The organism is Gordonia caeni (assembly GCF_039537105.1).
GTDB lineage: Bacteria > Actinomycetota > Actinomycetes > Mycobacteriales > Mycobacteriaceae > Gordonia > Gordonia caeni.
The window spans coordinates 117,421-138,329 of record NZ_BAAAZW010000008.1 but is presented as its reverse complement, the minus strand read 5'-3'; the positions used below and the strand labels follow the sequence as shown (position 1 = coordinate 138,329).

The 20,909-nt window shown below is 71.2% G+C and carries 19 protein-coding genes and 1 riboswitch; of the genes, 12 read left to right on the top strand and 7 right to left on the bottom strand.

The window, feature by feature from the left end; genetic code table 11:
• Window positions 1-94 precede the first annotated feature (94 nt).
• On the bottom strand, window positions 95-2,323 hold the full coding sequence (locus ABD732_RS14195) for a fatty acid desaturase (RefSeq protein ID WP_344784842.1): 2,229 nt from the start codon (window positions 2,321-2,323) through the stop codon (window positions 95-97).
• A gap of 42 nt (window positions 2,324-2,365) precedes the next feature.
• Window positions 2,366-2,460: riboswitch (TPP riboswitch) on the top strand.
• Between ABD732_RS14195 and ABD732_RS14190 the strand changes: the two genes are divergently transcribed.
• Complete coding sequence (locus ABD732_RS14190; protein WP_425553054.1) at window positions 2,451-3,242, top strand: 3-oxoacyl-ACP reductase; 792 nt, start codon at window positions 2,451-2,453, stop codon at window positions 3,240-3,242. Its footprint overlaps the riboswitch before it by 10 nt.
• 19 nt (window positions 3,243-3,261) lie before the next feature.
• Here ABD732_RS14190 and ABD732_RS14185 read toward each other — a convergent pair whose 3' ends face one another.
• Window positions 3,262-4,917 carry an NERD domain-containing protein gene (locus ABD732_RS14185; RefSeq protein ID WP_344784840.1) on the bottom strand — a complete coding sequence of 552 codons (1,656 nt, stop codon included), beginning with the start codon at window positions 4,915-4,917 and terminating at the stop codon, window positions 3,262-3,264.
• A 137-nt stretch (window positions 4,918-5,054) separates the two neighbouring features.
• Between ABD732_RS14185 and ABD732_RS14180 the strand changes: the two genes are divergently transcribed.
• From ABD732_RS14180 to mycP, 3 genes are all read left to right on the top strand, one after another.
• Window positions 5,055-6,005 carry a DUF808 domain-containing protein gene (locus tag ABD732_RS14180; protein WP_344784838.1) on the top strand — a complete coding sequence of 317 codons (951 nt, stop codon included), beginning with the start codon at window positions 5,055-5,057 and terminating at the stop codon, window positions 6,003-6,005.
• Between the two features lie 112 nt (window positions 6,006-6,117).
• On the top strand, window positions 6,118-7,605 hold the full coding sequence (gene eccD, locus ABD732_RS14175) for a type VII secretion integral membrane protein EccD (RefSeq protein ID WP_344784836.1): 1,488 nt from the start codon (window positions 6,118-6,120) through the stop codon (window positions 7,603-7,605).
• Complete coding sequence (mycP, locus tag ABD732_RS14170) at window positions 7,605-8,990, top strand: type VII secretion-associated serine protease mycosin (protein WP_344784834.1); 1,386 nt, start codon at window positions 7,605-7,607, stop codon at window positions 8,988-8,990. The genes eccD and mycP overlap by 1 nt, the downstream gene beginning before the upstream one ends.
• Here mycP and ABD732_RS14165 read toward each other — a convergent pair.
• On the bottom strand, window positions 8,917-9,873 hold the full coding sequence (locus ABD732_RS14165) for a 4-hydroxy-3-methylbut-2-enyl diphosphate reductase (RefSeq protein ID WP_344784832.1): 957 nt from the start codon (window positions 9,871-9,873) through the stop codon (window positions 8,917-8,919). The two genes, mycP and ABD732_RS14165, sit on opposite strands and share 74 nt — an antisense overlap.
• A 34-nt stretch (window positions 9,874-9,907) precedes the next feature.
• On the opposite strand from ABD732_RS14165, the gene ABD732_RS14160 reads away from it, so the two are divergent.
• Genes ABD732_RS14160 through ABD732_RS14150 form a run of 3 tightly spaced genes read left to right on the top strand, consistent with a single transcriptional unit; the run spans window position 9,908 to window position 12,127 of the window.
• Window positions 9,908-10,636: a lipid droplet-associated protein gene (locus tag ABD732_RS14160; RefSeq protein WP_344784830.1), complete on the top strand. Its 729-nt coding sequence runs from the start codon at window positions 9,908-9,910 to the stop codon at window positions 10,634-10,636.
• Window positions 10,637-10,664: 28 nt separating this feature from the next.
• A complete protein-coding gene (gene xseA, locus ABD732_RS14155; protein ID WP_344784828.1) occupies window positions 10,665-11,906 on the top strand; it encodes an exodeoxyribonuclease VII large subunit in 1,242 nt (413 codons plus the stop codon).
• Window positions 11,903-12,127: an exodeoxyribonuclease VII small subunit gene (locus tag ABD732_RS14150; RefSeq protein ID WP_344784826.1), complete on the top strand. Its 225-nt coding sequence runs from the start codon at window positions 11,903-11,905 to the stop codon at window positions 12,125-12,127. The genes xseA and ABD732_RS14150 overlap by 4 nt, the downstream gene beginning before the upstream one ends.
• 20 nt (window positions 12,128-12,147) lie before the next feature.
• On the opposite strand, the gene ABD732_RS14145 is transcribed toward ABD732_RS14150, so the two are convergent.
• On the bottom strand, window positions 12,148-12,714 hold the full coding sequence (locus ABD732_RS14145; RefSeq protein WP_344784824.1) for a DUF4245 domain-containing protein: 567 nt from the start codon (window positions 12,712-12,714) through the stop codon (window positions 12,148-12,150).
• 94 nt (window positions 12,715-12,808) lie between these two features.
• On the opposite strand from ABD732_RS14145, the gene glpX reads away from it, so the two are divergent.
• Both glpX and ABD732_RS14135 read left to right on the top strand, forming a co-directional pair.
• Window positions 12,809-13,795 (top strand): class II fructose-bisphosphatase, encoded by a 987-nt coding sequence (gene glpX, locus ABD732_RS14140; protein WP_344784822.1) that lies wholly within the window; start codon window positions 12,809-12,811, stop codon window positions 13,793-13,795.
• Window positions 13,796-13,802: 7 nt separating this feature from the next.
• Window positions 13,803-14,627, top strand: coding sequence for a hypothetical protein (locus ABD732_RS14135; protein WP_344784820.1), 825 nt, complete (start codon window positions 13,803-13,805; stop codon window positions 14,625-14,627).
• Window positions 14,628-14,718: 91 nt separating this feature from the next.
• On the opposite strand, the gene ABD732_RS14130 is transcribed toward ABD732_RS14135, so the two are convergent.
• Entirely contained in the window at window positions 14,719-15,420 is a 702-nt protein-coding gene (locus ABD732_RS14130; RefSeq protein WP_344784818.1) for an ABC transporter ATP-binding protein, read from the bottom strand.
• A 12-nt stretch (window positions 15,421-15,432) separates the two neighbouring features.
• Window positions 15,433-16,434 (bottom strand): ABC transporter permease family protein, encoded by a 1,002-nt coding sequence (locus ABD732_RS14125; protein WP_344784816.1) that lies wholly within the window; start codon window positions 16,432-16,434, stop codon window positions 15,433-15,435.
• Window positions 16,435-16,597: 163 nt separating this feature from the next.
• On the opposite strand from ABD732_RS14125, the gene ABD732_RS14120 reads away from it, so the two are divergent.
• Both ABD732_RS14120 and ABD732_RS14115 read left to right on the top strand, forming a co-directional pair.
• The gene (locus ABD732_RS14120; RefSeq protein ID WP_344784814.1) at window positions 16,598-17,794 is read left to right on the top strand and encodes a sensor histidine kinase; all 1,197 of its coding nucleotides are present in this window, start codon (window positions 16,598-16,600) and stop codon (window positions 17,792-17,794) included.
• A complete protein-coding gene (locus ABD732_RS14115; protein ID WP_344784812.1) occupies window positions 17,791-18,423 on the top strand; it encodes a response regulator in 633 nt (210 codons plus the stop codon). Before ABD732_RS14120 ends, ABD732_RS14115 begins: the two co-directional genes overlap by 4 nt.
• Here ABD732_RS14115 and ABD732_RS14110 read toward each other — a convergent pair.
• The gene (locus ABD732_RS14110) at window positions 18,420-19,052 is read right to left on the bottom strand and encodes a trimeric intracellular cation channel family protein (RefSeq protein WP_344785029.1); all 633 of its coding nucleotides are present in this window, start codon (window positions 19,050-19,052) and stop codon (window positions 18,420-18,422) included. The genes ABD732_RS14115 and ABD732_RS14110 overlap by 4 nt on opposite strands.
• Before the next feature lie 127 nt (window positions 19,053-19,179).
• Here ABD732_RS14110 and ABD732_RS14105 point away from each other — a divergent pair, with 127 nt between their 5' ends.
• A complete protein-coding gene (locus ABD732_RS14105) occupies window positions 19,180-20,880 on the top strand; it encodes a fumarate hydratase (RefSeq protein ID WP_344784810.1) in 1,701 nt (566 codons plus the stop codon).
• Window positions 20,881-20,909 lie beyond the last annotated feature (29 nt).

The window sequence follows — 20,909 nt, the reverse complement described above, 5'->3', positions numbered from 1 at the left end:
GTCCTCACCCTGCGGCGTTGGTGATTTTTCTACCAAGGCGCCGCGGCCGGGTGGGCCGAATCAGCCGAATCACACAGCGGTGTTCACCCGTGTTTCAGAGATCGAGCTCCACGTCCGAGCACGCCATCGCCGTGCACACGGTGATGCGCTCCTGCGGCGCCGCGTCGGTCTCCAGGTTCACCGTGCCGGCCAGCTTCGGCGTCACGCAGGCGCGGCACAGGCCGCGTTCACAGCCGGTGGGGACCGCGATGCCGGCCTGGGCGGCAGCCTCCAGCAGCGTGGTGGCGCCGTCGATCTCAACCGAGCGGGCGCTGCGCCGGAAGCTCACGGTGTAGCGGCGGCCGTCGTCGGCCGGGCGGTCCAGTTCCGGCGGCGAGAACGATTCGGCGTGGAATCGGTCATCGGGCAGACCGAGCCCGGACAGCCACCCCCGGGCCAGGTCGATGAGCACCGGCGGGGCGCAGACGTACGCCTCGCGTTCGGCGACGTCCTCGACGTAGTACTCGACGAGCTCCGCCGACAGCTGCGCGGTCGTCACGTCGGGACGGGCCGAGGGCGCATCGGTGAACAGGTGCAGCCGCACCCCCGCACGCCGCGCGAGCTCCTGCAGCTCGGCCTCGTAGATGATCGAGCGGTCGTCCCGGTTGAAGTAGAGCAGGACGGCGTCCGGCGCCGGGGTGGCCCGGGCGAGGCGGCGCAGCAGGCTGATGATCGGGGTGATGCCGACGCCCCCGGCGATGAACAGCGACTTGTCCAGCGGCGCCGGGACGTCGAAGTCGCCCGACGAGGCGGGCGGGCCCACCAGGGTGACCCACCGGCCGGCCCGCAGCTGATCGTTGAGCCGATTGGACACCCGGCCGTCGGCGACGCGTTTGATGCAGATGTCCATGGTGTCGGCGGCGGAACTGTCGGAGGTCAGCGAGTACTGCCGGACCAGCTCTTCCCCGTCGACGTCGACGCGCACCGAGACGAAGGCTCCGGCGTCCCAGGTGACGTCGTCCCAGCCGCGGGGCCGCGCCAGCCGCACCGACATCGCCTGGCCGTCGGCGACCGGGGTCGCCGAGAGCACCCGCACGGGCACGTCGAAGAACCGCGGCTTGCCCAGATACGGGGAGTCCGGCAGCACCTTGTAGGCGAGGCCGTAGCCCAGCCGACGCGCGAGTTCGCGCGGCCGGGACAGCAGACGCACCGGGTGGCCCTCCTCCTGATCACCGGCCGGGGCCGACAGCCGGGTCAGCGTCTTGGCGATGAGCGGGACGGTGTCGAGCAGTGGGGTCTCGTTGTACGGCAGACCGTGCCGTTCGGCGATGGCCCGGACCTCCGGGGCGATCTTGCGCTGCATCGACGGCGGCAGGTCCGGGAACAGGTGGTGTTCGACGTGGGTGTCCAGGCCGCCGTAGAAGATGTGGAAGCCGGGCCGGTTCTCGAACGGCACCTCCTCGTGCAGGAGCCGCTCCAGGGAGGCGTCGAGTTCCGGGCTGGGCAGAAAATTGCGGGTCGCGCGGATCTGCCGCTCGTAGTACTGGTCGGCGGTCTCGTCGGGTCCGGGGTCGGCGAACAGTTCCAGTTCGCCGGCGTGGTGCTCGATGAACACCAGGAACAGCACCGACATGTAGCCGGCGACCCCGCCGGCGTAGTTGGCCAGCAGGGCCTGCAATGCACGCGACCGGGCGGACAGCGGCTCGGCGACGTAGCGCCGGCGGGCGTCGCGCGCGGCGATCCGCGCGGGTGACCGCAGTGTCCAGGAGCTGAAGAAACGGCGGTTCTCCACCTGCCGGGCCACGTTGGCCAGGAAGAACGGCGCCGCCTGCGGCGACATCGCCGCGAGAGCGCTGATGATCGCGGTCTGCGCGACGTGGTGGCCGAACCAGTCCTGCCCGGCGCTGCCGCGCATGATGCTGTAGCCGAGGTCGTGGTCCTTGCCGACGATGTTGGTGTTGGGGTGATGGCCGACGTGGTGCATCACCTTCCAGTGGTCGACGTCGACGTTGAAGTCCCAGTGGTAGCGGTCGGAGTGGTACTCACCGTTGCCGGGCAGGTGGTCGTAGCTGCCGTGAATGATGTTGTGCCCCAACTCGGAGAACTGCATGAGCCGGTAGAGCATCTCGAGGGCCGCGGCCCTGCGGATGGCGCGCGGTCCGCCGTCACGCAACAGCTCCAGGCGCCGCGCGTCGATCGCTTCGCCGTAGGCGGTGACGTTGCGGATGTGGGCGAGGTCGGTCTCCCCCACGTCGGCCTTGGCCCGGACGTAGAGCGCTTGCAGTTCGTCGGCGAGGCCGGACCGGGCGGCGACCGCGCCGGCCGCGGCGAGGGTGACAGTCATACCGGTGACCATAGTCACGAATCGATCCGATGTGTTTGGATGGGCGGCGACACGGGGTGCCGCGACCGCGGCTGAGATCAGACCCGTCGAACCTGCTCCAGTTCGCACTGGCGAAGGGATGGTCGAGATGACTGCTGCACGGCCCGATTCCGCACTGCCCATTTCCGAACAGATCGTGCTGATCACCGGCGGGGGCCGCGGCCTCGGGGCTCGGCTCGTCGCCGCGTTCGCCGATCAGGGCGCCCGGGTGGTGATCAACTACCGCTCGAGCGCGAAGGCGGCGCAGCAGCTGGCCGACCGCTACGGCGCCGACCGGGCGCTCGCCGTCGCCGCCGACGTCACCGACACCGCCGCGGTCGCGACGCTCTTCGACACCGCGGCAACGCATTTCGGCGGACCGGTCACCACGGTGGTGAACAACGCGCTGCCCGACTTCTCCTTCAACGGCGACGCCCGCGCGTCCGCCGACGAGCTCACCTGGGCTGAGCTCGACCAGCAGCTGCGCGGCATCCTCGGCGGTGCGCTGAACACCATTCAGGCGGCTCTGCCCGGCATGCGGGCGGCCGGCCACGGGCGGATCATCAACGTCGGCACCAACCTGTTCCAGAATCCGGTGGTCCCGTACCACGACTACACCGCCGCCAAGGCCGCCCTGCTGTCGCTGACCCGCACCATGTCCGCCGACCTGGGGCCCGACGGCATCGCGGTCAACATGGTCTCCGGCGGGCTGCTGCGCACCACCGACGCCAGCGCGGCCACCCCCGACGCCGTCTTCGACGCGATCGCGCAGGCCACGCCACTGCGGTCGGTGACGACCCCGGAGGAGTTCGCCGATGCGGTGCTGTTCTTCGCCTCACCCTGGTCGCGGGCGGTGACCGGCCAGAACCTGGTGGTCGACGGCGGTCTGGTCAAGGACTGACCGGACCTTCACCGGGTCCTCATTCCGGCCCGGGCACTCCGAGCCGGGCGGCCACCTCGTCGCCGCCGATCTGCCGGACGAACTCCGGGTCCCCGCAGACCACCAGTTGGTCGCGGGCCCTCGACAGCCCGACGTAGAGGCGTTCGGTGGACCGCTCCTGCGGCTCGTGCTCGTTGAGGGCCAGCACCACCACCCGGCGCTCGAGCCCCTTGAAGCCGAGGACGTGACCATAGAACACCTGCTCGTCGTCCCAGAAGGTGTCCCAGTAGCCGGCCGGGCCGAGCTCCTGGCGGGAGACCTGCTCGGGGTGCCGGCTGCCGGTGGTGAGCAGCGCGATGTCCTCGGGCCGCCAGCCGTCGTCGAGGAGCAGATCGACCTGATCGTCGGCGGTCACCACGGCGTCGCCGGGGGCGCAGGCGACGAAGCGCGCCTCGGGTCCGTCGCCGCCACGCAGCCGCATCCGCTGTCCCACAAGGGGCTTGAACACGGTGGCGATCTGCCGGGTGTTGCGCATGTTGTGGTCGAGCACGAGGGGCACCAAGGAGACCGGTGGCGTTCCGTGCCGGTCGAACACCCGTTGCGCCTCGTCGCTGAACACGTAGATGCCGTCCTCGTCCGGGTCGTTCAGACAGGCCAGCATCGGACGCCACCAGGCGTCGGCGAAGTCCTGCGCCTCGTCGATGACGATCGCGTCGAACCGGTCGGCGGGGTCGAGGTTCTCGGCCAGCTCGGCCATCTGCCGCGGCAGTTCGTCCTCCCAGAACTGCGCGGCGTCGGAGGTCCGGATCGATTCGTCGGGCCCCTCGGCGGCACCCCACTCGATCCCGAGCTGGTGGAACTCGCCGACGTAGGCCGGCCGATCCCGGTAGCCCCACTGCGCCACCACCCGGCCCAGGTAGGAGGCCAGGCCGTGCGAATAGCAAACCAGCGCCACCCGCTGCCCCGCCCGCGTCAGGCGTCGGGCCTGCTCGAGCGCCAGGTACGTCTTGCCGCTGCCGGCACCGCCGCGCACCTCGACTCGGTTGATCAGGCGGATGGCGCCCAGCAGCGCGTTCTGCTGTTCGGTGATGAGGTCGGCGGCCGATTCGTTCTCCATCGACCGGGCGACCACGTCGCGCTGCGGCAGCCCGCGGCCCTGGAGCGCGGTGTGCAACTGCTCGATCCCGGTCGCGGTGAGATACGGGTGGTCCTGCTTCTTGGTCAGCGGGACCCGGCGGATCAGCGGAAGCAGCTGGTCGAGCTGGGTGCGGTCGATGATCTTCCAGCGCGGGCAGTCCGGCAACGCGAAGTCGTCGGCGATCTCCGCGTGCGGGAAGACCACCATGTGGTCCCAGCGCAGACGGCCCTGGGTCCAGGCGGGATGGGATTCGACGTACTCGCGCAGCGCGTAGCAGGCGCCGCGCGCCTGTTCGACGGGCTCGATCCGCTTGGCCGTCTTGCCCTGCCGCCAGTACTCGCCGTCGTGCCAGACCTCGCCGCCCTTGACCTCCAGGCAGACGATCCCGGCGCCCTCGATCGCGACGACGAAGTCGGCTTCGTGATCCTTCACGTGATCGGTGACGCGCTGACCGAAGATCACCGCGTCCTCGTCGAGGAGCTGATCACCCAGGAGATTCCAGACCGTCTCTTCGGTGGCGTTCACGAAACGCGGGTCGTCGGGCGACATCTGCGGCACTGAAAGACCTCCGGTATCCGAGCCTGAGCAGCAGTCTGTCAGACCTCGCCGACAGTCGCGGCCGTGGACACGCGCCTCGCCCGGCCGGCGGGTATCGTTCTGGCATCTTCTCTGCCCCTACCCGCCGAAGGATTGCCGTGGCCACTGGACTGGTTGCCCTGCTCGACGACATCGCGGCGCTCACCCGCGCGGCCGCGGCCTCGATCGACGACATCGGCGCCGCCGCCGGGAAGGCGACCATCAAGGCGGCGGGCGTGGTGGTCGACGACACCGCGGTGACGCCGCGGTACGTCGACGGCTTCTCCCCCGACCGGGAACTGCCGATCATCCGCCGCATCGCACTCGGCTCCATCCGCAACAAGCTGCTGATCATCCTCCCGGTGGCGATGATCCTGAGTCAGTTTCTGCCGCAAGCTCTCCCGTACCTGCTCATCGCCGGCGGCCTGTACCTCTGCTACGAGGGCGCGGAGAAGGTCTACGAGGGCCTGGTCGGCGGCCATCACCAGCAGAGCGGACCGGCCCCGGGCCAGAGCAAAGCCGAGTTCGAGGACGCGATGGTCGGTGGCGCCGTACGCACCGATCTGATCCTGTCCGCGGAGATCATGATCCTGTCGCTGTCGTCGGTCGAGAGCGAGCCCTTCTTCATCCGGCTGGCGGTCCTCGTCGTCGTGGCCCTGGTCATCACCGCCCTGGTCTACGGGGTGGTGGCGCTGATCGTGAAGATGGACGACGCCGGGCTGGCGCTGGCCCGCCGGTCCTCGTCGATCAGCCGGCGGATCGGGCGCGCCATGGTGGCCGCGATGCCGCGGGTGATGTCGGTTCTGACGATCGTCGGGGTGGCGGCCATGCTGTGGGTGGGCGGTCACATCTTCCTCGTCAATCTCGGGGAGGCGGGCTTCGCGTGGCCGGCCGATCGGCTCCACGACCTCGAGCACTGGGCCGGAGACCTGATCTCCGGCGTGTCCGGTCTGCTGTCGTGGACGGCCGGGACCGTCGCCTCGGCGATCGCCGGACTACTCATCGGCGCCGTCGTCGTCGCGCTGGCCCACCTCGTCCCGAAACGACGCACCACGGAACCGGCCGCGTAGTCCCCACCCGGTTATCCACAGCCCCGGCGCGAGTATCGCCGAATCGCTCCACCGCCCCGGCTCGCATGGTTGAGTCGACCTCCATCGAGGACCTCGGGGGGAGGGTTTGCCGATGACCGTCACGGCGGCCGGGGACACCCGGCGCACTGCCGAACCGGAGCTGATCCGGGTATCTGTTCTCGGCGCGGACACGCAGCTCGACGTCGCGCTGCCGGCGCAGGCGCCGATCGTCGCGCTCCTGCCGGACCTGCTCGCGCTGCTGCGGCTGCCCGCGCCGCCGACCGACGACCCCGACCGGATCGGCGAGTTGCCCCGGTGGACGCTCGGCCGGGTCGGCGAGGCGCCGCTTCCGGCGGAGATCTCGCTGGCGCAGGCCGGGGTGTTCGACGGCGAACTGCTGATGGTGCGCGAGGATCTGCCGTCGGCTCCCGGCGCTCTGGTGGACGACGTGGTGGACGGCCTGGCCCATCTCGCCGGCCGCCAGTCCCCGGGCTGGACCGCCGATTCGGCGCGACTGCTCGGGTACGCCGTCGCCGTGGCGGCCACATCGCTGGCCGTGATCGCCGGACGCTTGGCCGCCGGGTCGTCGCCGGTGCCGATCGCCGCGGCCGCCGGCGGCGCCGCCGTGCTGCTGGCTGCGGTCGCGATCCTCGCCGGCCGGTCGGGCACCGATCCGCGCAGCGTCACCACAGCGTCGACCTGCGCGTTCCTGGTGGCCGTGTTGGCCGGATCGGCGGCGCCCCAACCGAATTCGACCGGTCCGTCACTGGCCGCGGCGGGAATCTGCGGCCTGGTCGCGACGATGGTGGTGTACCGGTGCACCGGGGTGGGGCCGCTCCTGCACTCGGCGCTGGGCACCGTCGCCGCTCTCGGCGGCGCCTGCGGCCTGTTCACCATGGGACTGTCCGACGACGTGCGCGCGGCCGCGGCGATCACCGCGGCGCTCGGCGTGTACCTGATTCTGCTCGCGGCGCGGGTCGCGATCGCGGCGGGACGGCTGCCCCTGCCTCCGGTGCCCACCACCCCGCCGCCGCTGCCGTCGATCCCAGACGGCGACGCCGTCGTGGACGGCCTCGACGGAATGGTTCCCGACCGGTCCGCCCCGGCCGATCCGGTCGGTGCCATCGCCGAGTTGGCGCTGGTGGAACTCGACGATCTGGCCCGACGCTCGGCGATCGCGGCCGGCTACCTGACCGGCATCGTGGCCGGTGCCGCCGCGGTCACGGTGGCGGCCGTGGCCGTCGTCGCCACCGGGTACGGCGGATCGGTCGCCTCGCTGCTGTTCTGCGGCGCCGTGGCCGTCGCCCTGCTCGCCCGCGGCCGCACCCACGCCGACCGGACGCAGAGCGCGACGCTGATCGGTGCCGGCGCCGCATGCGTGCTGGCCGTGCTGGTGGGGACCGGTTCGCTGATCGCCGCGTTCGCCGGCGGCATCGCGCTGGCGGCAACGGCTTTCACCATCGGGGTGACGGCCGACGAGCACAGCTTCTCGCCGCTGCAGCGGCGGGCGCTGGAGGTCGCCGAGTACGCCGTGCTGGTCGCGATCATTCCTGCGCTGCTGTGGCTGCTCGACACCTACCGCGCGATCCGCGAGTTCTGATGCGCCTCGCCGCGCTGGCCGCGATCCTCGCGCTGCTCACCGCGGGACTGGCCCCCGCCGCCGCCGCTCCCCCGCCGCGGGTGGCCGCGCTGGTCCCGGTGCAGGCCGAGCCCGTCGGCCCCGCCCAGCCGACGCAGCAGCGCACCCACTGCGCGCGCCCGGCGCCGCCGGCCGCCGATGCCGCGACCGAAGCCGCCGGGCACCGCCTGCTCGACATCGCCGGCGCCTGGCGGTTCAGCCGCGGAGCGGGCGTGAGGGTCGCGGTGATCGACACCGGCGTCACCCCGCACCCCCGGCTGCACAGACTCCGCGGCGGCGGCGACTACGTCGGCACCGGGGACGGCCTGGCCGATTGCGACCTGCACGGAACCCTGGTGGCCGGGATCATCGCGGCCGCGCCGTCGAGCGGCGACGACCTCGCCGGGGTGGCCCCGGAGGCGGCGCTGATCTCCATCCGCCAGTCCAGCGGCGCCTACGACACCCGCTCGCGCGGTGAGGGCGGCGCCCCGGTCTCGGTCGGCGCCGGCTACGGGCCGCTGAGCACCCTGGCCCGCGCCATCGTGCGGGCGGCCGAACTGGGCGCACAGGTGATCAACGTCTCCGAGGTGGCCTGCACCCCCGCCGAGGCCGGCATCGACGACGATGCCGTGGCCAGCGCCCTGGCGTTCGCGCAGCGGCGGGACGCGGTGGTGGTCGCCGCGGCCGGGAACCTCACCGACAGCGGCGGCTGCCGCGACCAGAATCCGCCGGCCGCGCCGTCACCGGCGGCGGCGTGGACGCAGGTGCGTTCGGTGGCCACCCCGGCGCGCTTCGGCCGCGAGATCCTCACCGTCGGCGCGGTGGACGCCGTCACCGCCGTCCCGGCCGAGTTCAGCCTGCGCGGACCGTGGGTCACCGTCGCCGCCCCCGGTACCCAGGTGGTGAGCCCGGTCGGCGGCCGGCCGGTGGATGCGCTGGACGGCGAGCAGGGTCCCCGCCCGGTCGCGGGCACCAGCTATGCCGCCGCCTACGTCTCCGGGGTGGCCGCCTTGGTGCGGGCCCGGTATCCGCGGCTGTCCGCCGCGCAGGTGCGCGAGCGGATCGTGCGCACCGCCCGGGGCGGACCCGACCACGATGCCGCGGTCGGCTTCGGCGTCGTCGACCCGGTGGCCGCGCTCACCGCCGACCTGCCCGCGGCCGAGGACCTCCCCGACCCGGCCCGCGGCACGGCGCTGGCCACGCCGATGCCGGAAGAACCGGATCGTCGCGGCATCATCGCGGTGGCCACCGCAGCGGCGATCGGCAGCGCCGTCGTCGTCGGCGCCTACGTCCTCACACGGAGGCGTTGCGGGCCGGGCGCAGCTCGCGCGGCAACGCGAAGGTCAGCGTCTCCTCGGCGGTGGTGACGGTGTCGACGTCGGTGTAGCCGTGCTCGGCGAGAAGGTCCATCACCCCGCGCACCAGCACCTCGGGCACCGAGGCGCCGGAGGTGATGCCGACGGTCTGCACGCCGTCCAACCACGCCAGGTCCACTTCCTTGGCGTAATCGACCAGGTAGGAGGCCTGCGCGCCGTTCTGCAACGCCACCTCCACCAGCCGCACCGAGTTCGACGAGTTCTCCGAGCCGACCACGATCACCAGATCGCACTGCGGCGCCATCGCCTTCACGGCGCCCTGGCGGTTCTGGGTGGCGTAGCAGATGTCGTCCGAGGGCGGATCGTTGAGCAGCGGGAACCGCTCGCGCAGCCGCTTGACGGTCTCCATGGTCTCGTCCACCGAGAGGGTGGTCTGCGACAGCCACACCAGCTTGGACTCGTCGCGCACCTCGACGTCGTCGACGTGGTCGGGGCCGGCCACCAGCTGAATGTGCTCGGGCGCCTCGCCGGCGGTGCCCTCCACCTCTTCGTGGCCCTCGTGGCCGATCAGCAGGATGTCGTAGTCGTCGCGGGCGAAGCGCTTGGCCTCCTGGTGCACCTTGGTCACCAGCGGGCACGTGGCGTCGATGGTGCGCAGCTGCCGCTGTTCGGCGCTGGCGTGCACGGCCGGGGAGACGCCGTGCGCGGAGAAGACGACGAGGGCGCCCTCGGGCACCTCGTCGGTCTCGCTGACGAAGATCGCCCCGCGGTCGGCAAGGGTGTCGACCACGTGGCGGTTGTGCACTATCTCCTTGCGGACATACACCGGGGCTCCGTGCTTGTCGAGGGCTCGTTCGACGGTTTCCACCGCCCGATCGACGCCCGCGCAGTAGCCTCGCGGCGATGCGAGCAGGACACGCTTGGTATCGGCCATAAGTCCCAGGGTACGGGTGTGGCACAGTAAAAGCATGAGACGTCCTCCGTACCCTGCTCGCGTGGCCGCCGGAGTCCTGGTGACCGCTCTCGATGAGACCAAGCGCCTGCCGACCCGCGTCATCACGCTGCCGATGACCGCGGTGAGTCGCGGACTGCAGGCCGGCATGCGGTTACAGCAGAACATCGCCGAGATGGCGATCAAAGGCGACGAGTTCTTCGCCCCCTACTGTGAGACGGACGAGGAGCAGCCCGAGTGGGCCCGGTTCGACGACGACGAGGACAACGTGATCTCCGTCCCAGTCGCCGAAACCACGCCCACCAAGGCGCCCGCCGAGCCCTCGAAGGCGGCCAAGCCCGCCAAGAAGGCCCCGGCCCGCAAGGCCGCCGCGCGCAAGCCGGCCGAGAACGCCCCGGCGACGAACACCCCTGCGGAGAACTCCGCCGAGGTTCCCACCGTTGACGGCGACACCCCGGCCGCCGGCTCGGGCCGGTTCGCCCTCTACAGCTCCCCGCCGGCCGACGTGGCGTCCGAACCCGCCGAGAAGGCCCCGGCCGCTACGTCCGCCGGCAAGCCGGAGGTGGTCGGGCTCCTCGATTACGACACGCTGACCCTGGCGCAGTTGCGCGCCAAGCTGCGGGGCCTGAGCACAGACGACCTGCAGGCGCTGGCCGACTACGAGCGCGCCGGCCGCAACCGCACGCCGTTCACCACCATGATCGACAACCGGATCGCCAGCCACCAGAAGAAGTCCGGGGCCTAGTGTTCCGAAGTTCCGAGCGTCCGGCGCCGTGAGCACCCAGCCGCCGCCGAACACCGCGGACAATCCCTGGCCGGTCCGCACCCTCAGCCTCAAACTCGCCGATTGGATCCACCGGCTCGGCCAGGTGTGGGTGGAAGGTCAACTGACCCAGATCAATCGCCGCCCGGGCACCCGCACCGCGTTCCTGACGCTGCGCGATCCGGCGGCCGACCTGTCCCTCTCACTCACCTGCGACCCCGACCTGCTGCGCCGCAGCGAGGTGCCGCTCACCGAGGGCGCCCGCGTCGTCGTCTACGGACGGCCCAGCTTCTACACCGGCCGCGGCACGCTGTCGCTGCGGGTCACCGACATCCGTCCGGTCGGCATCGGTCAGCTCCTCGCCCGGATCGAGCGGGTCAAAGCACTGCTGGCGGCCGAGGGGCTGTTCGACGTCCGCCGCAAACGCGTCCTGCCGTTCCTGCCGTACACCGTCGGCCTGATCAGCGGACGCGGCAGCGCCGCCCAGCGGGACGTGGTCGCGGTGGCCACCGCGCGCTGGAGCACCGTCCAGTTCCGGCTGTCGGAGGTGCCGGTGCAGGGCCCGTCGGCGGTGCCGGCGATCGTCGAGCACCTACAGCTGCTCGACCGCGATCCGCAGGTCGAGGTGATCGTGATCGCGCGCGGCGGCGGCAGCGTCGAAGACCTGCTGCCCTTCTCCGACGAGACGCTGCTGCGGGCGGTGGCCGACTGCCGCACGCCGGTGGTCAGCGCGATCGGTCACGAACCGGACAACCCGCTGCTCGACCTGGTCGCCGACCTGCGCGCGGCCACCCCCACCGATGCCGCGAAACAGGTGGTGCCCGAGGTGGCCGCCGAACTGGCCGCGATCGAGGAGCTGCGCGGCCGCAGCGCCAATGCCCTGCGCAACTGGGTTCGCCGTGAGGAACACCTGATCGACGGGCTCCGCGCCCGCCCCGTGCTGGCCCGCCCCCACCGGCTGGTCGACGACCAGCGCGCCGTCGTCGACCGCTTCCGCGCCGACCTGCGCCGCGCCATCGACCACCACCTGACCGCCGAGCGCCACCAGCAGGCCCAGCTCGCCGGTCGCCTGGCCACCCTCGGCCCGGCCCAGACCCTCGCCCGCGGCTACGCCGTGGTGCAGCGCATCGACGACGCCGCCCCGCACGCGGTGAGCAGCGTCGACCAGCTCCCGCCCGGCGCGCAGGTGCGCATCCGGGTGGCCGACGGCGCCGCCCGCGCCGTCGTCGTCGACCCGGAAGGAACACCGTGACCGAACCGCTCGATTCGCAGGTACCCGTGAACGAACTGGGCTACGAAGCCGCCCGCGACGAACTCGCGCAGGTGGTGGCCGCCCTGGAGCAGGGCGGTCTGGGTCTCGACGAGTCGCTGGCGCTGTGGGAGCGCGGCGAAGCGCTGGCGACCCACTGCCGCGCCCAACTGCAGGGCGCCGCCGAACGCATCGAGAAAGCCCTCGAGCACAGCGAGGACTGAACCTCGTACTCGGGCAAGGGCTACTTGGGCAGCGGCTGCGCCTTCAGGGTCGCGGCGGCGAGGGTGTCCAGCGGCGGATTCGCACCGCGGCCCAGCAGCCCGATGCGCACCTCACCCAGGTCGGTGATCCACACGGCGCGGTCCTCCGCGTCGTTCGCGTAAGTCACCCAGGTGACGCCGCCGGCCTCCGTGGTTCCGGTGCCGAGCACCGCGTCCCCGCCCAGATGCGGGGTCAGCTGGTCCTCGGTGGCCGCCGTCTGCGTCAGCTGCACGTAGGTACCGGACTCGGTGATCCAGCCGACGTTGCTGGTCAGCGAGGCACCCACCGTCGACGTCGAGCCCGAGTTGGACTGCCAGTCCGCCGGCACCGCCGGTTCGCGGATCGGGAATCCCATCGTGCGAGCGTCGGCCTGGAAGGCGGCGGTGCTGTCGAAGGTGGGGACCTTCTGCTCGGCGGCCTTGTCGCCGAAACCCCAGGCGCAACTGCCCGCGATCCCTGCGATCACCACGCAGATCACCAGCAGCGGAATCAGGGACCAGACCATGTCCCTGCTGTCCTGCAAGATGCGTGGTTTCTTCTCGGCCATGGCGCCCAGTATCGCAGTCGGGTCGGGGCCCGGGCCAATCGCAGGTCATGACAGAATCAAGGCGATCTCAGCAACGACGCAAGGAGCCGACACCATGTCGAAGCAAGCCCCGGACCGCAACCTCGCCATGGAACTCGTGCGTGTGACCGAAGCCGCCGCCCTGGCGGCAGGCCGCTGGGTCGGCCGCGGCGACAAGAACTCCGGCGACGGTGCGGCCGTCGACGCGATGCGCGAACTCCTGTCCACCGTCTCGATGCGCGGCACCGTGGTGATCGGCGAGGGCGAGAAGGACGAGGCGCCGATGCTGTACAACGGCGAGGAGGTCGGCAACGGCGAGGGCCCCGAGGTGGACGTGGCCGTCGACCCGATCGACGGCACCACGCTGATGGCCGAGGGCCGCCCGAACTCCATCGCGGTGATCGCGGTGTCCGAACGCGGCACCATGTACGACCCGTCGGCCGTGTTCTACATGAACAAGATCGCCGTCGGCCCCGAGGCTAAGGGCGCCATCGACATCAACCAGTCGGTCGCCTGGAACATCAACTCGGTGGCCGCCGCCAAGGGCATCGACGTCGCCGACATGACCGTCGTCGTGCTCGACCGTCCCCGCCACAGCGACCTGATCCAGGAGATCCGCGAGGCCGGCGCCAAGATCCGGCTGATCTCCGACGGCGACGTCGCCGGCGCGGTGGCCGCGGCCGGTGAGCACAGCACCGTCGACATGCTGATGGGTATCGGCGGCACCCCCGAGGGCATCATCTCCGCCGTCGCCATGAAGTGCATGGGCGGCGAGATCCAGGGCAAGCTGTGGCCCACCAGCGACGAGGAGCGCCAGAAGGCGATCGCCGCCGGCCTGGACCTCGACCAGGTGCTCACCAACGACATCCTGGTGCGCGGCGAGAACTCCTTCTTCTGCGCGACCGGCGTCACCAACGGCGACATGCTGCGCGGGGTCACCTACCGCCCGACCGGCGCCACCACCCGCTCGCTGGTGATGCGCAGCCGATCCGGCACCATCCGCACCATCGAGGCCGTGCACCAGACCACCAAACTCCGCGAGTACGCCCGCCTGGACATCTAGTCCGGTCGTGGCCGATCGTGCGCTGGCGGCCTGGACCGTCCGGATTCCGGTCCGCGCTCGGGTTGCTGCCCTCGCCGAGACGCTCACCAGCGCGGACCACTGGCCGCTGCTGCTGCCCGAGGGGATCGTCGCCGAGGACGTTCCGCCGCGCGTCGGTCCCGGCGCGCAGTTCCGGGTCCGGGTCGGTCGGCCGTTCGCCGAAGCCGGGGACGCATCGGGTCTCGCACGCTTCGGCGCCGTCGAGCCGGAAGCGGCCGGCGTATCGCTGCGGATCGATGCCGGTCTGTCATCCGGTCCGCTGATGCTGCGGTGGACCGCCGAGTCGGTCCCGGACGACGCCTCGCGGTCTCGGGGCGTGCTCACCGTGACCGGCGCGTCCCCGACCCTGTCCGAGTTCGAGTTCCAGCAGTACGCGACGCGTGCGCTGTACGGATTCGCCGCCCTCAGCGAAGGTCCCGGCCTCTGGGAGACGACAGCGCGCGGTTTCGAACCCAAGCCCCTTCACGGCACCTTCGGCGGTGGCATGCCGCCGCCACGGCGAACCATCCGCCTGGCCCCGGACTACGGCCGCGGGTGCCCGCTGTGGGAGACCTCCACCGAGACCTGGGATGTCGGCACCGCGACCGATTCGCAGACCTATTCTCTGTCCGCCGCACTCGCCGCCCGGCTGGCCGCCTGGCAGCAGACGTGGGAGTGGGAGTTTCACTATGAGGGCGACAGTGATCCCGAGGTCGCCGCACGGTGGCACGCCGAGGGCGAAGAGCTCGCGCGGCTTCTCGCTGCCGAGGTCGCCGACTACGCCGACGTCGAGTACACCCGCCTAGCCATCTAGTCCCGGTAGGCCCCGGGGCCTACAGCCGCAAAAGTGTCGAATCTTCACCGCATAGCGATGAAGATTCGACACTTTGTCGTTCGGGCGCGGCTCAGCCGACCGGTACCTGCGCGAACAGCTCGCCGTCGAGCATGCGGATCAGGCTGTCGGCGCCGTCGGTGCCGCCGACGTCGAGCGTCGCGAGGTCGTGCGTCACCAGCAACGCCGCCAGGTCGCGTTCACGGGACAGACGCACGATCAGCTCGACGATCGCCCGGCCGCGCGCCTGATCCAGCGCCGAAGTGGGCTCGTCGATCAGGAGCACGCGCCGCGGCCCCATCAAAGCGCGGGCGATGTTCACCCGCTGGCGCATTCCGCCGGAGAGCTGACCGGGCAGCTTGCGCTCCTGGCCCGCCAAGCCCACGTCGGCGAGCAGTTCGCGCGCCTCCTCGCGGTGGCGGGACGGCCGCTCTCCGCGCAGGTGCACGGCCAGCAGGACCTGCTCTTCGACGGTCAGGTCCGGGAGCAGATTGTCGTTCTGGAACACGAAGCCGATCTGCTCGCGCCGGATCCGGGCGCGGTCGCGTTCGGACATCTCGCCCACCTGCACCCCGTCGATCTCCACCGACCCGGAGTCGGGGCGGATCAGGGTGCCCGCCACGGCCAGCACGCTGGACTTGCCGCACCCGGACGGGCCGGTCAGGGCCGTCACCTTCCCGGGTTCGACCGTCAGGCTCGCGTCGCGGATGGCGTACACGCGGCCGGCATCGCCGTCCGGGTACGACAGGTTCACGTTGGTCAATTGCAGAGTCATCGGATCTCTCTCCTATCGGTTCAGTGCGGTCAGCGGGTCGACGGTGGTCAGCGGACGCAGGGCCAGGATCGCCCCGCCCAGGCCGAGGACGGCCATCGCGGCGACGGGCAGCAGGACGCCGCCGGCGGTGATCGCGATCGGCACGGCACCGGAGGCGATCAGGGCCACCGCCACGCCGGCCAGCGCGCCCACGGTCAGGCCCGCAGCGAGCACCACCGCGGCCTGGCCGAGGCCGTCGCGCAGCAGGTAGGCGCGGCCGCCGCCCATTGCCCGCACCACGGCGAGCGCGGACAGCCGGTGCCCGGTCCACACGGCGAAGAAGGCGCCGACCACCACGGCCGAGATCACCAGCAGCAGCCCCTGGATCAGCAGCAGCGAGCCGTGTTCGGAGGTGTAGCCGGGGATCAGGTCCAACCGGGCACTCCCCTGGGCGTCGGTGACGCCGGGGATCCCGGACACCTCGCCGGTCACAATCATCGCGGTCACTTCGGGCCGGTGCGCCACCTCCCGCCACAGGTCGAGGGGCACCTCGACCACCGGGGAGTGCGCGAACATGCCGGTGTCGGTGACGTCGGCGACGCGGGTGTCGACCCCGCCGACCGTGATCGAGTCACCGGCGGACACGCCCAGCGCCTGCGCGGTGTCCGGGGCGAGTGTCGCGCCGGACGCGGCCTGCGCCCGCCCGAAGACGGCGACCGCCGAGTTCACCTCGCCCACCCCGACACCGGACATCGTGATGCCGAGCGGCTGCGCCGCCGGGTCGTGGTACCCGATTGCGGCGACGGCGTCGTCGCTGAGCCGGCTGTCGACCAGGTTCACCGCCTCCCCCGAGGCATCGGCTTGGACCGCCAGACCCGCGCCGGGCAGCGCCTGCACCGCCGACACCGACTGCGCCTGCAGTCCCCCGGTCAGCGATGACAGCACCACCACCATGAATGCCAGCAGGGCGATCACCCCGGCCATCAGGCCGAACTTTCCCGCCGACCTCCGGATCTCGCGCCATCCGATGTACATCGGTCACCTCCGTTGTCGTGGTTGTTTCGTCTGTGTTCCACTCTGTCGTTCCGGAGGCCTCGGCGAATCGCGCGGAATCGCGGTTTGCCGGTGCACCTTCCGGCGACGCGCAGTCCATCGAAAGATGGAGGCGTCCCCGGTGCCCGTCCGGGACACTGGAGGGGTGCCCGTCCCCGACCAGCCGCCGATGAGCCGCGCGTACGTGACCGCCGACCGCTATGTGCAGTGGGGCGGCCATCTGCTGTTCGCCGTGCTCATGGGTATCGGCCTGGCGCGGGCGGTCAGTGGCGCGACCGGCTCACCGGTGCCGGTGATCCTCGGTGCGACGGCGGTGGCCTGCTGGTACGTCTTCGGCGCGATCGCGATCGCGGTCCGGCGCGGTCACCGCGAGAGGGCGTGGGTGCTCATCCTGCTGGCGGCCTGGACAGTGCTGACCGTGTTCTCCCCCGACTTCGTGTGGGTGGCTTTCGTGCTGGCGATGCTGTGCTGGCATTTCCTGCCGCTCACCCTGGCGGTCCCCGCGGAACTGATCGTCGCGGTGGTGGCGGTGACCGCCGCGCTGCGCGAGGGTCCGGTCGGCGCCGGTTCGGTCCTGGGACCGCTGATCGGGATCGCCACCGCGATCGCCGTCACCGAAACCGTGCACCGGGTGGTCGACGCGGCCGCGGCCCGCGATGCCCTGGCGAGCGAACTCGCCCAGACCCAGCTCCGGCTCGCCCGGCAGGAACGCGAGGCGGTGGTCCTGGCCGAACGCGAACGCATGGGCAGCGAGATCCATGACGGTGCGGGTCAGGCCCTCGCCGGGATCGTCATGCTGCTGCAGTCGGCGACCGATCCGGAGGTGGAGCCGCAGCGGCGGCAGGCCCAGGCGACCACCGCCCTGGAGATGGCGACGACGGCCCTGGCCCAGACCCGCTCCTTCCTGCGCGACCTCGACGGCTCCGCGGTGGGCGCCGACGGGCTGGCCGCCGGTCTGCAGGGCGCCGTCGATCAGGCCGGGCGCCTGGGTCTGGCGGCCGAGCTGCACGTCCACGGCACCCCGGCCGCCCTGTCCGAGCAGTCGCGATCGGTCCTGGTCCGCGCGGCGCAGGAGGCCCTGGCCAACACGGCGCGGCACGCCCAGGCCACCCGCGCCATGGTCACCCTCACGGTGGTGGGCGACGAGGTGCACCTGGACGTGGTCGACGACGGCCGCGGCTTCGATCCGGCGCAGACCGGATCCGGCACGGGCTTCGGACTGTCGGGGCTGCGCAGTCGCGTCGCGCGCTGCGGCGGCGCGGTCACCATCGACTCCGAACCGGGCGACGGCACCACGGTGCACGTCTGCCTGCCCATCGAGGCCGTCGGAGGTGCGCGGTGATCCGTGTGATGCTGGTCGACGACCATCCGGTGGTGCGCGCCGGACTGCGGGCCGTGCTCGATCCGGCCGACGGTCTCGCCGTGATCGCCGAGGCGCAGAACGCCGACGAGGCGCTCGCCCTGGCCGAGCGCGGCGGCATCGACGTGGTGCTGATGGATCTGCGGCTGGCCGGCACCGCCGCCGGCGAGCGCGACGGCGTCTACGCGACCGCCGCGATCCGGGCGCTGAAGGATCCGCCGCGGGTCCTGATTCTGACCACCTATGTCTCCGACGCCGACGTGGTGCGTGCCGTGGAGGCCGGGGCCACCGGGTACCTGCTCAAGGACACCGCCCCGGAGACGCTCATCTCGGGGATCGCCAGCGCCGCCGCGGGCGAGACGGTGCTCGGGCCGCCCATCGCCGCGCGGCTGCTGGACCGGCTGGCCGACCCGACGCAGGCGCTGACGGTGCGGGAACTGGAGATCGTCGAGCAGTTGGCCGTCGGCGGCTCCAATCGAGAGATCGCCAAACGGCTGTTCATCTCCGAGGCCACGGTGAAATCGCACCTGGTGCACATCTTCGGCAAGCTCGGCGTCAACAGCCGCACCAAAGTGGTGGCCGTGGCCCGCGAGCGCGGCCTGATCTCCTAACCCTCGGGTTCGGTGCGCCCGGTGTACCAGGGGCGCGGTCCGTGCCAGCCGAACTTCAGCGATGCCAGTCGCAGCGCGATGGCGGCCACCGCGCAGACCAGCCCCATCCACGCCTGATAGTCGGTGTAGCGCAACAGGATCGCCACCGCGCTCGCACATGCCAGCGCCGGAATGGCGTACAGGTGCTCGCCCGGCCGCAACACGATCGGGATCTGCCCGGACAGCACGTCACGGATCACCCCGCCGCCGATCGCCGTCGTCAGGCCGAGCAGCGCGGCACCGGGCGCGCCCAGCCCCCAGTCGTAGGCCACCACGGTGCCGGCCACCGCGAACATGCCCAGCCCGATCGCGTCGGTCACGTCCAGCGGCCACCGGGTCAGGCGGGCCGGGACGCGCCAGAAAAAGATCAGCAGGCCCGCGGCCGCCGCCGCGACGAGGAAGCGGTAGTCGGTGAACGCGATCGGCGGGGTGTTGCCGATGATCACGTCGCGCACGATGCCGCCGCCGAGTGCCGTGGCGACCGCCAGCAGCAGGATCCCGACGACGTCGAGGTTGCGGCGCACGGCGACCAGCGCCCCCGAGGCGGCGAAGGCGACGGTGCCGATCAGTTCTCCGGAGTGGTGCACCATCCACACCGCGTCGTCGATTCTGTTCACAAGGCTCACACAGTAGCGCGGTGCGCGCCGCCGTGTCCCGGGCCGAGTTAGGGTGCGCTAAGGAGCAGGTCAGAACGTCGCCGACGTAGCATTCGGATTTGTGAGTGAGTCAGCCCCCGCACCCGAATTCCTCTATTCCGACCTGCTGCCCGCCGATCAGGACGACACCCCGTACCGTCTGATCACCACCGAAGGCGTCTCGACCTTCGAGGCCGGCGGCCGGACGTTCCTGAACGTCGAACCGGAGGCGCTGACCAAGCTCACCGCCGAGGCCATGCACGACATCAGCCACTATCTGCGGCCCGCGCACCTGGCGCAGCTGCGCAAGATCATCGACGACCCGGAGGCCTCCGGCAACGACCGCTTCGTCGCACTGGACCTGCTGAAGAACGTCAACATCTCGGCCGGCGGCGTGCTGCCGATGTGCCAGGACACCGGCACCGCCATCGTGATGGGCAAGAAGAGCGAGGGCGTGCTGACCGGCGCCGACGACGCCGAGGCCATCTCGCGCGGGGTTTACGACGCCTACACCGAGCTGAATCTGCGCTACTCGCAGCTGGCGCCGATCACCACGTACGACGAGAAGAACACCGGTACCAACCTGCCGGCGCAGATCGAGCTGTACGCCACCGAGCAGGGCCCCAAGGGACCCGAGTACAAGTTCCTGTTCATGGCCAAGGGCGGCGGCAGCGCCAACAAGTCGTTCCTGTTCCAGGAGACCAAGGCGATCCTCAACCCCAAGAAGATGCTGACCTTCCTGGACGAGAAGATCCGTTCGCTGGGCACCGCGGCGTGCCCGCCGTACCACCTGGCCGTGGTGATCGGCGGCACCTCCGCCGAGTTCGCCCTCAAGACCGCCAAGTACGCCTCAGCGCACTACCTGGACAACCTGCCCACTGAGGGGTCGATGGCCGCGCACGGCTTCCGTGACCACGAGTTGGAGGAAGAGGTCTTCAAACTGACCCAGTCCTTCGGCATCGGCGCGCAGTTCGGTGGCAAGTACTTCTGCCACGACGTCCGGGTGATCCGCCTGCCGCGGCACGGAGCGTCGTGCCCGGTGGCGATCGCGGTGTCGTGCTCGGCGGACCGGCAGGCGCTGGGCAAGATCACCGCCGACGGCGTCTTCCTGGAGCAGCTGGAAACCGATCCCGCGCAGTACATGCCCGACGCGGGCGTCGCCGAGGACATCGAGGGCGGCGAGGTGGTGCAGGTGGACCTGAACCGCCCGATGGCGGAGATCCTGGCCCAGCTCAGCCAATACCCGGTCAAGACCCGGCTGTCGCTGACCGGCCCGCTGGTGGTGGCCCGCGACATCGCGCACGCCAAGATCGCCGAGCGTCTGGACGCCGGCGAGCCGATGCCGCAGTACATGCGCGACCATCCCGTCTACTACGCCGGTCCGGCCAAGACCCCCGAGGGCATGGCGTCGGGGTCCTTCGGCCCCACCACGGCGGGCCGCATGGACAGCTACGTCGAGCAGTTCCAGGCGGCGGGCGGCTCGATGGTGATGCTCGCCAAGGGCAACCGCTCCAAGCAGGTGACCAACGCCTGCGACGCCCACGGCGGCTTCTACCTGGGCTCCATCGGCGGGCCGGCCGCCCGCCTGGCCCTGGACTGCATCAAGAGCCAGGAGGTGCTCGAGTATCCCGAGCTCGGCATGGAAGCGGTGTGGAAGATCGAGGTGGAGGACTTCCCGGCGTTCATCGTCGTCGACGACAAGGGCAACGACTTCTTCACCGATCCGTCCGGCGCGGTGAACGTCCCGATCTCCGGCATCCGGGTCCGCTCCAAGGAGCGCTGACCCGAGTCGGGGTGAGCCCTGATCCTCAC

Excerpts from the sequence above, each read along its gene's own strand:
- ABD732_RS14195 (WP_344784842.1), bottom strand. The coding sequence starts at position 2,323 with ATGACTGTCACCCTCGCCGCGGCCGGCGCGGTCGCCGCCCGGTCCGGC.
- ABD732_RS14190 (WP_425553054.1), top strand. The coding sequence starts at position 2,451 with ATGACTGCTGCACGGCCCGATTCCGCACTGCCCATTTCCGAACAGATC.
- eccD (WP_344784836.1), top strand. The coding sequence starts at position 6,118 with ATGACCGTCACGGCGGCCGGGGACACCCGGCGCACTGCCGAACCGGAG.
- mycP (WP_344784834.1), top strand. The coding sequence starts at position 7,605 with ATGCGCCTCGCCGCGCTGGCCGCGATCCTCGCGCTGCTCACCGCGGGA.
- ABD732_RS14165 (WP_344784832.1), bottom strand. The coding sequence starts at position 9,873 with ATGGCCGATACCAAGCGTGTCCTGCTCGCATCGCCGCGAGGCTACTGC.
- ABD732_RS14160 (WP_344784830.1), top strand. The coding sequence starts at position 9,908 with ATGAGACGTCCTCCGTACCCTGCTCGCGTGGCCGCCGGAGTCCTGGTG.
- ABD732_RS14145 (WP_344784824.1), bottom strand. The coding sequence starts at position 12,714 with ATGGCCGAGAAGAAACCACGCATCTTGCAGGACAGCAGGGACATGGTC.
- glpX (WP_344784822.1), top strand. The coding sequence starts at position 12,809 with ATGTCGAAGCAAGCCCCGGACCGCAACCTCGCCATGGAACTCGTGCGT.
- ABD732_RS14130 (WP_344784818.1), bottom strand. The coding sequence starts at position 15,420 with ATGACTCTGCAATTGACCAACGTGAACCTGTCGTACCCGGACGGCGAT.
- ABD732_RS14125 (WP_344784816.1), bottom strand. The coding sequence starts at position 16,434 with ATGTACATCGGATGGCGCGAGATCCGGAGGTCGGCGGGAAAGTTCGGC.
- ABD732_RS14110 (WP_344785029.1), bottom strand. The coding sequence starts at position 19,052 with ATGGTGCACCACTCCGGAGAACTGATCGGCACCGTCGCCTTCGCCGCC.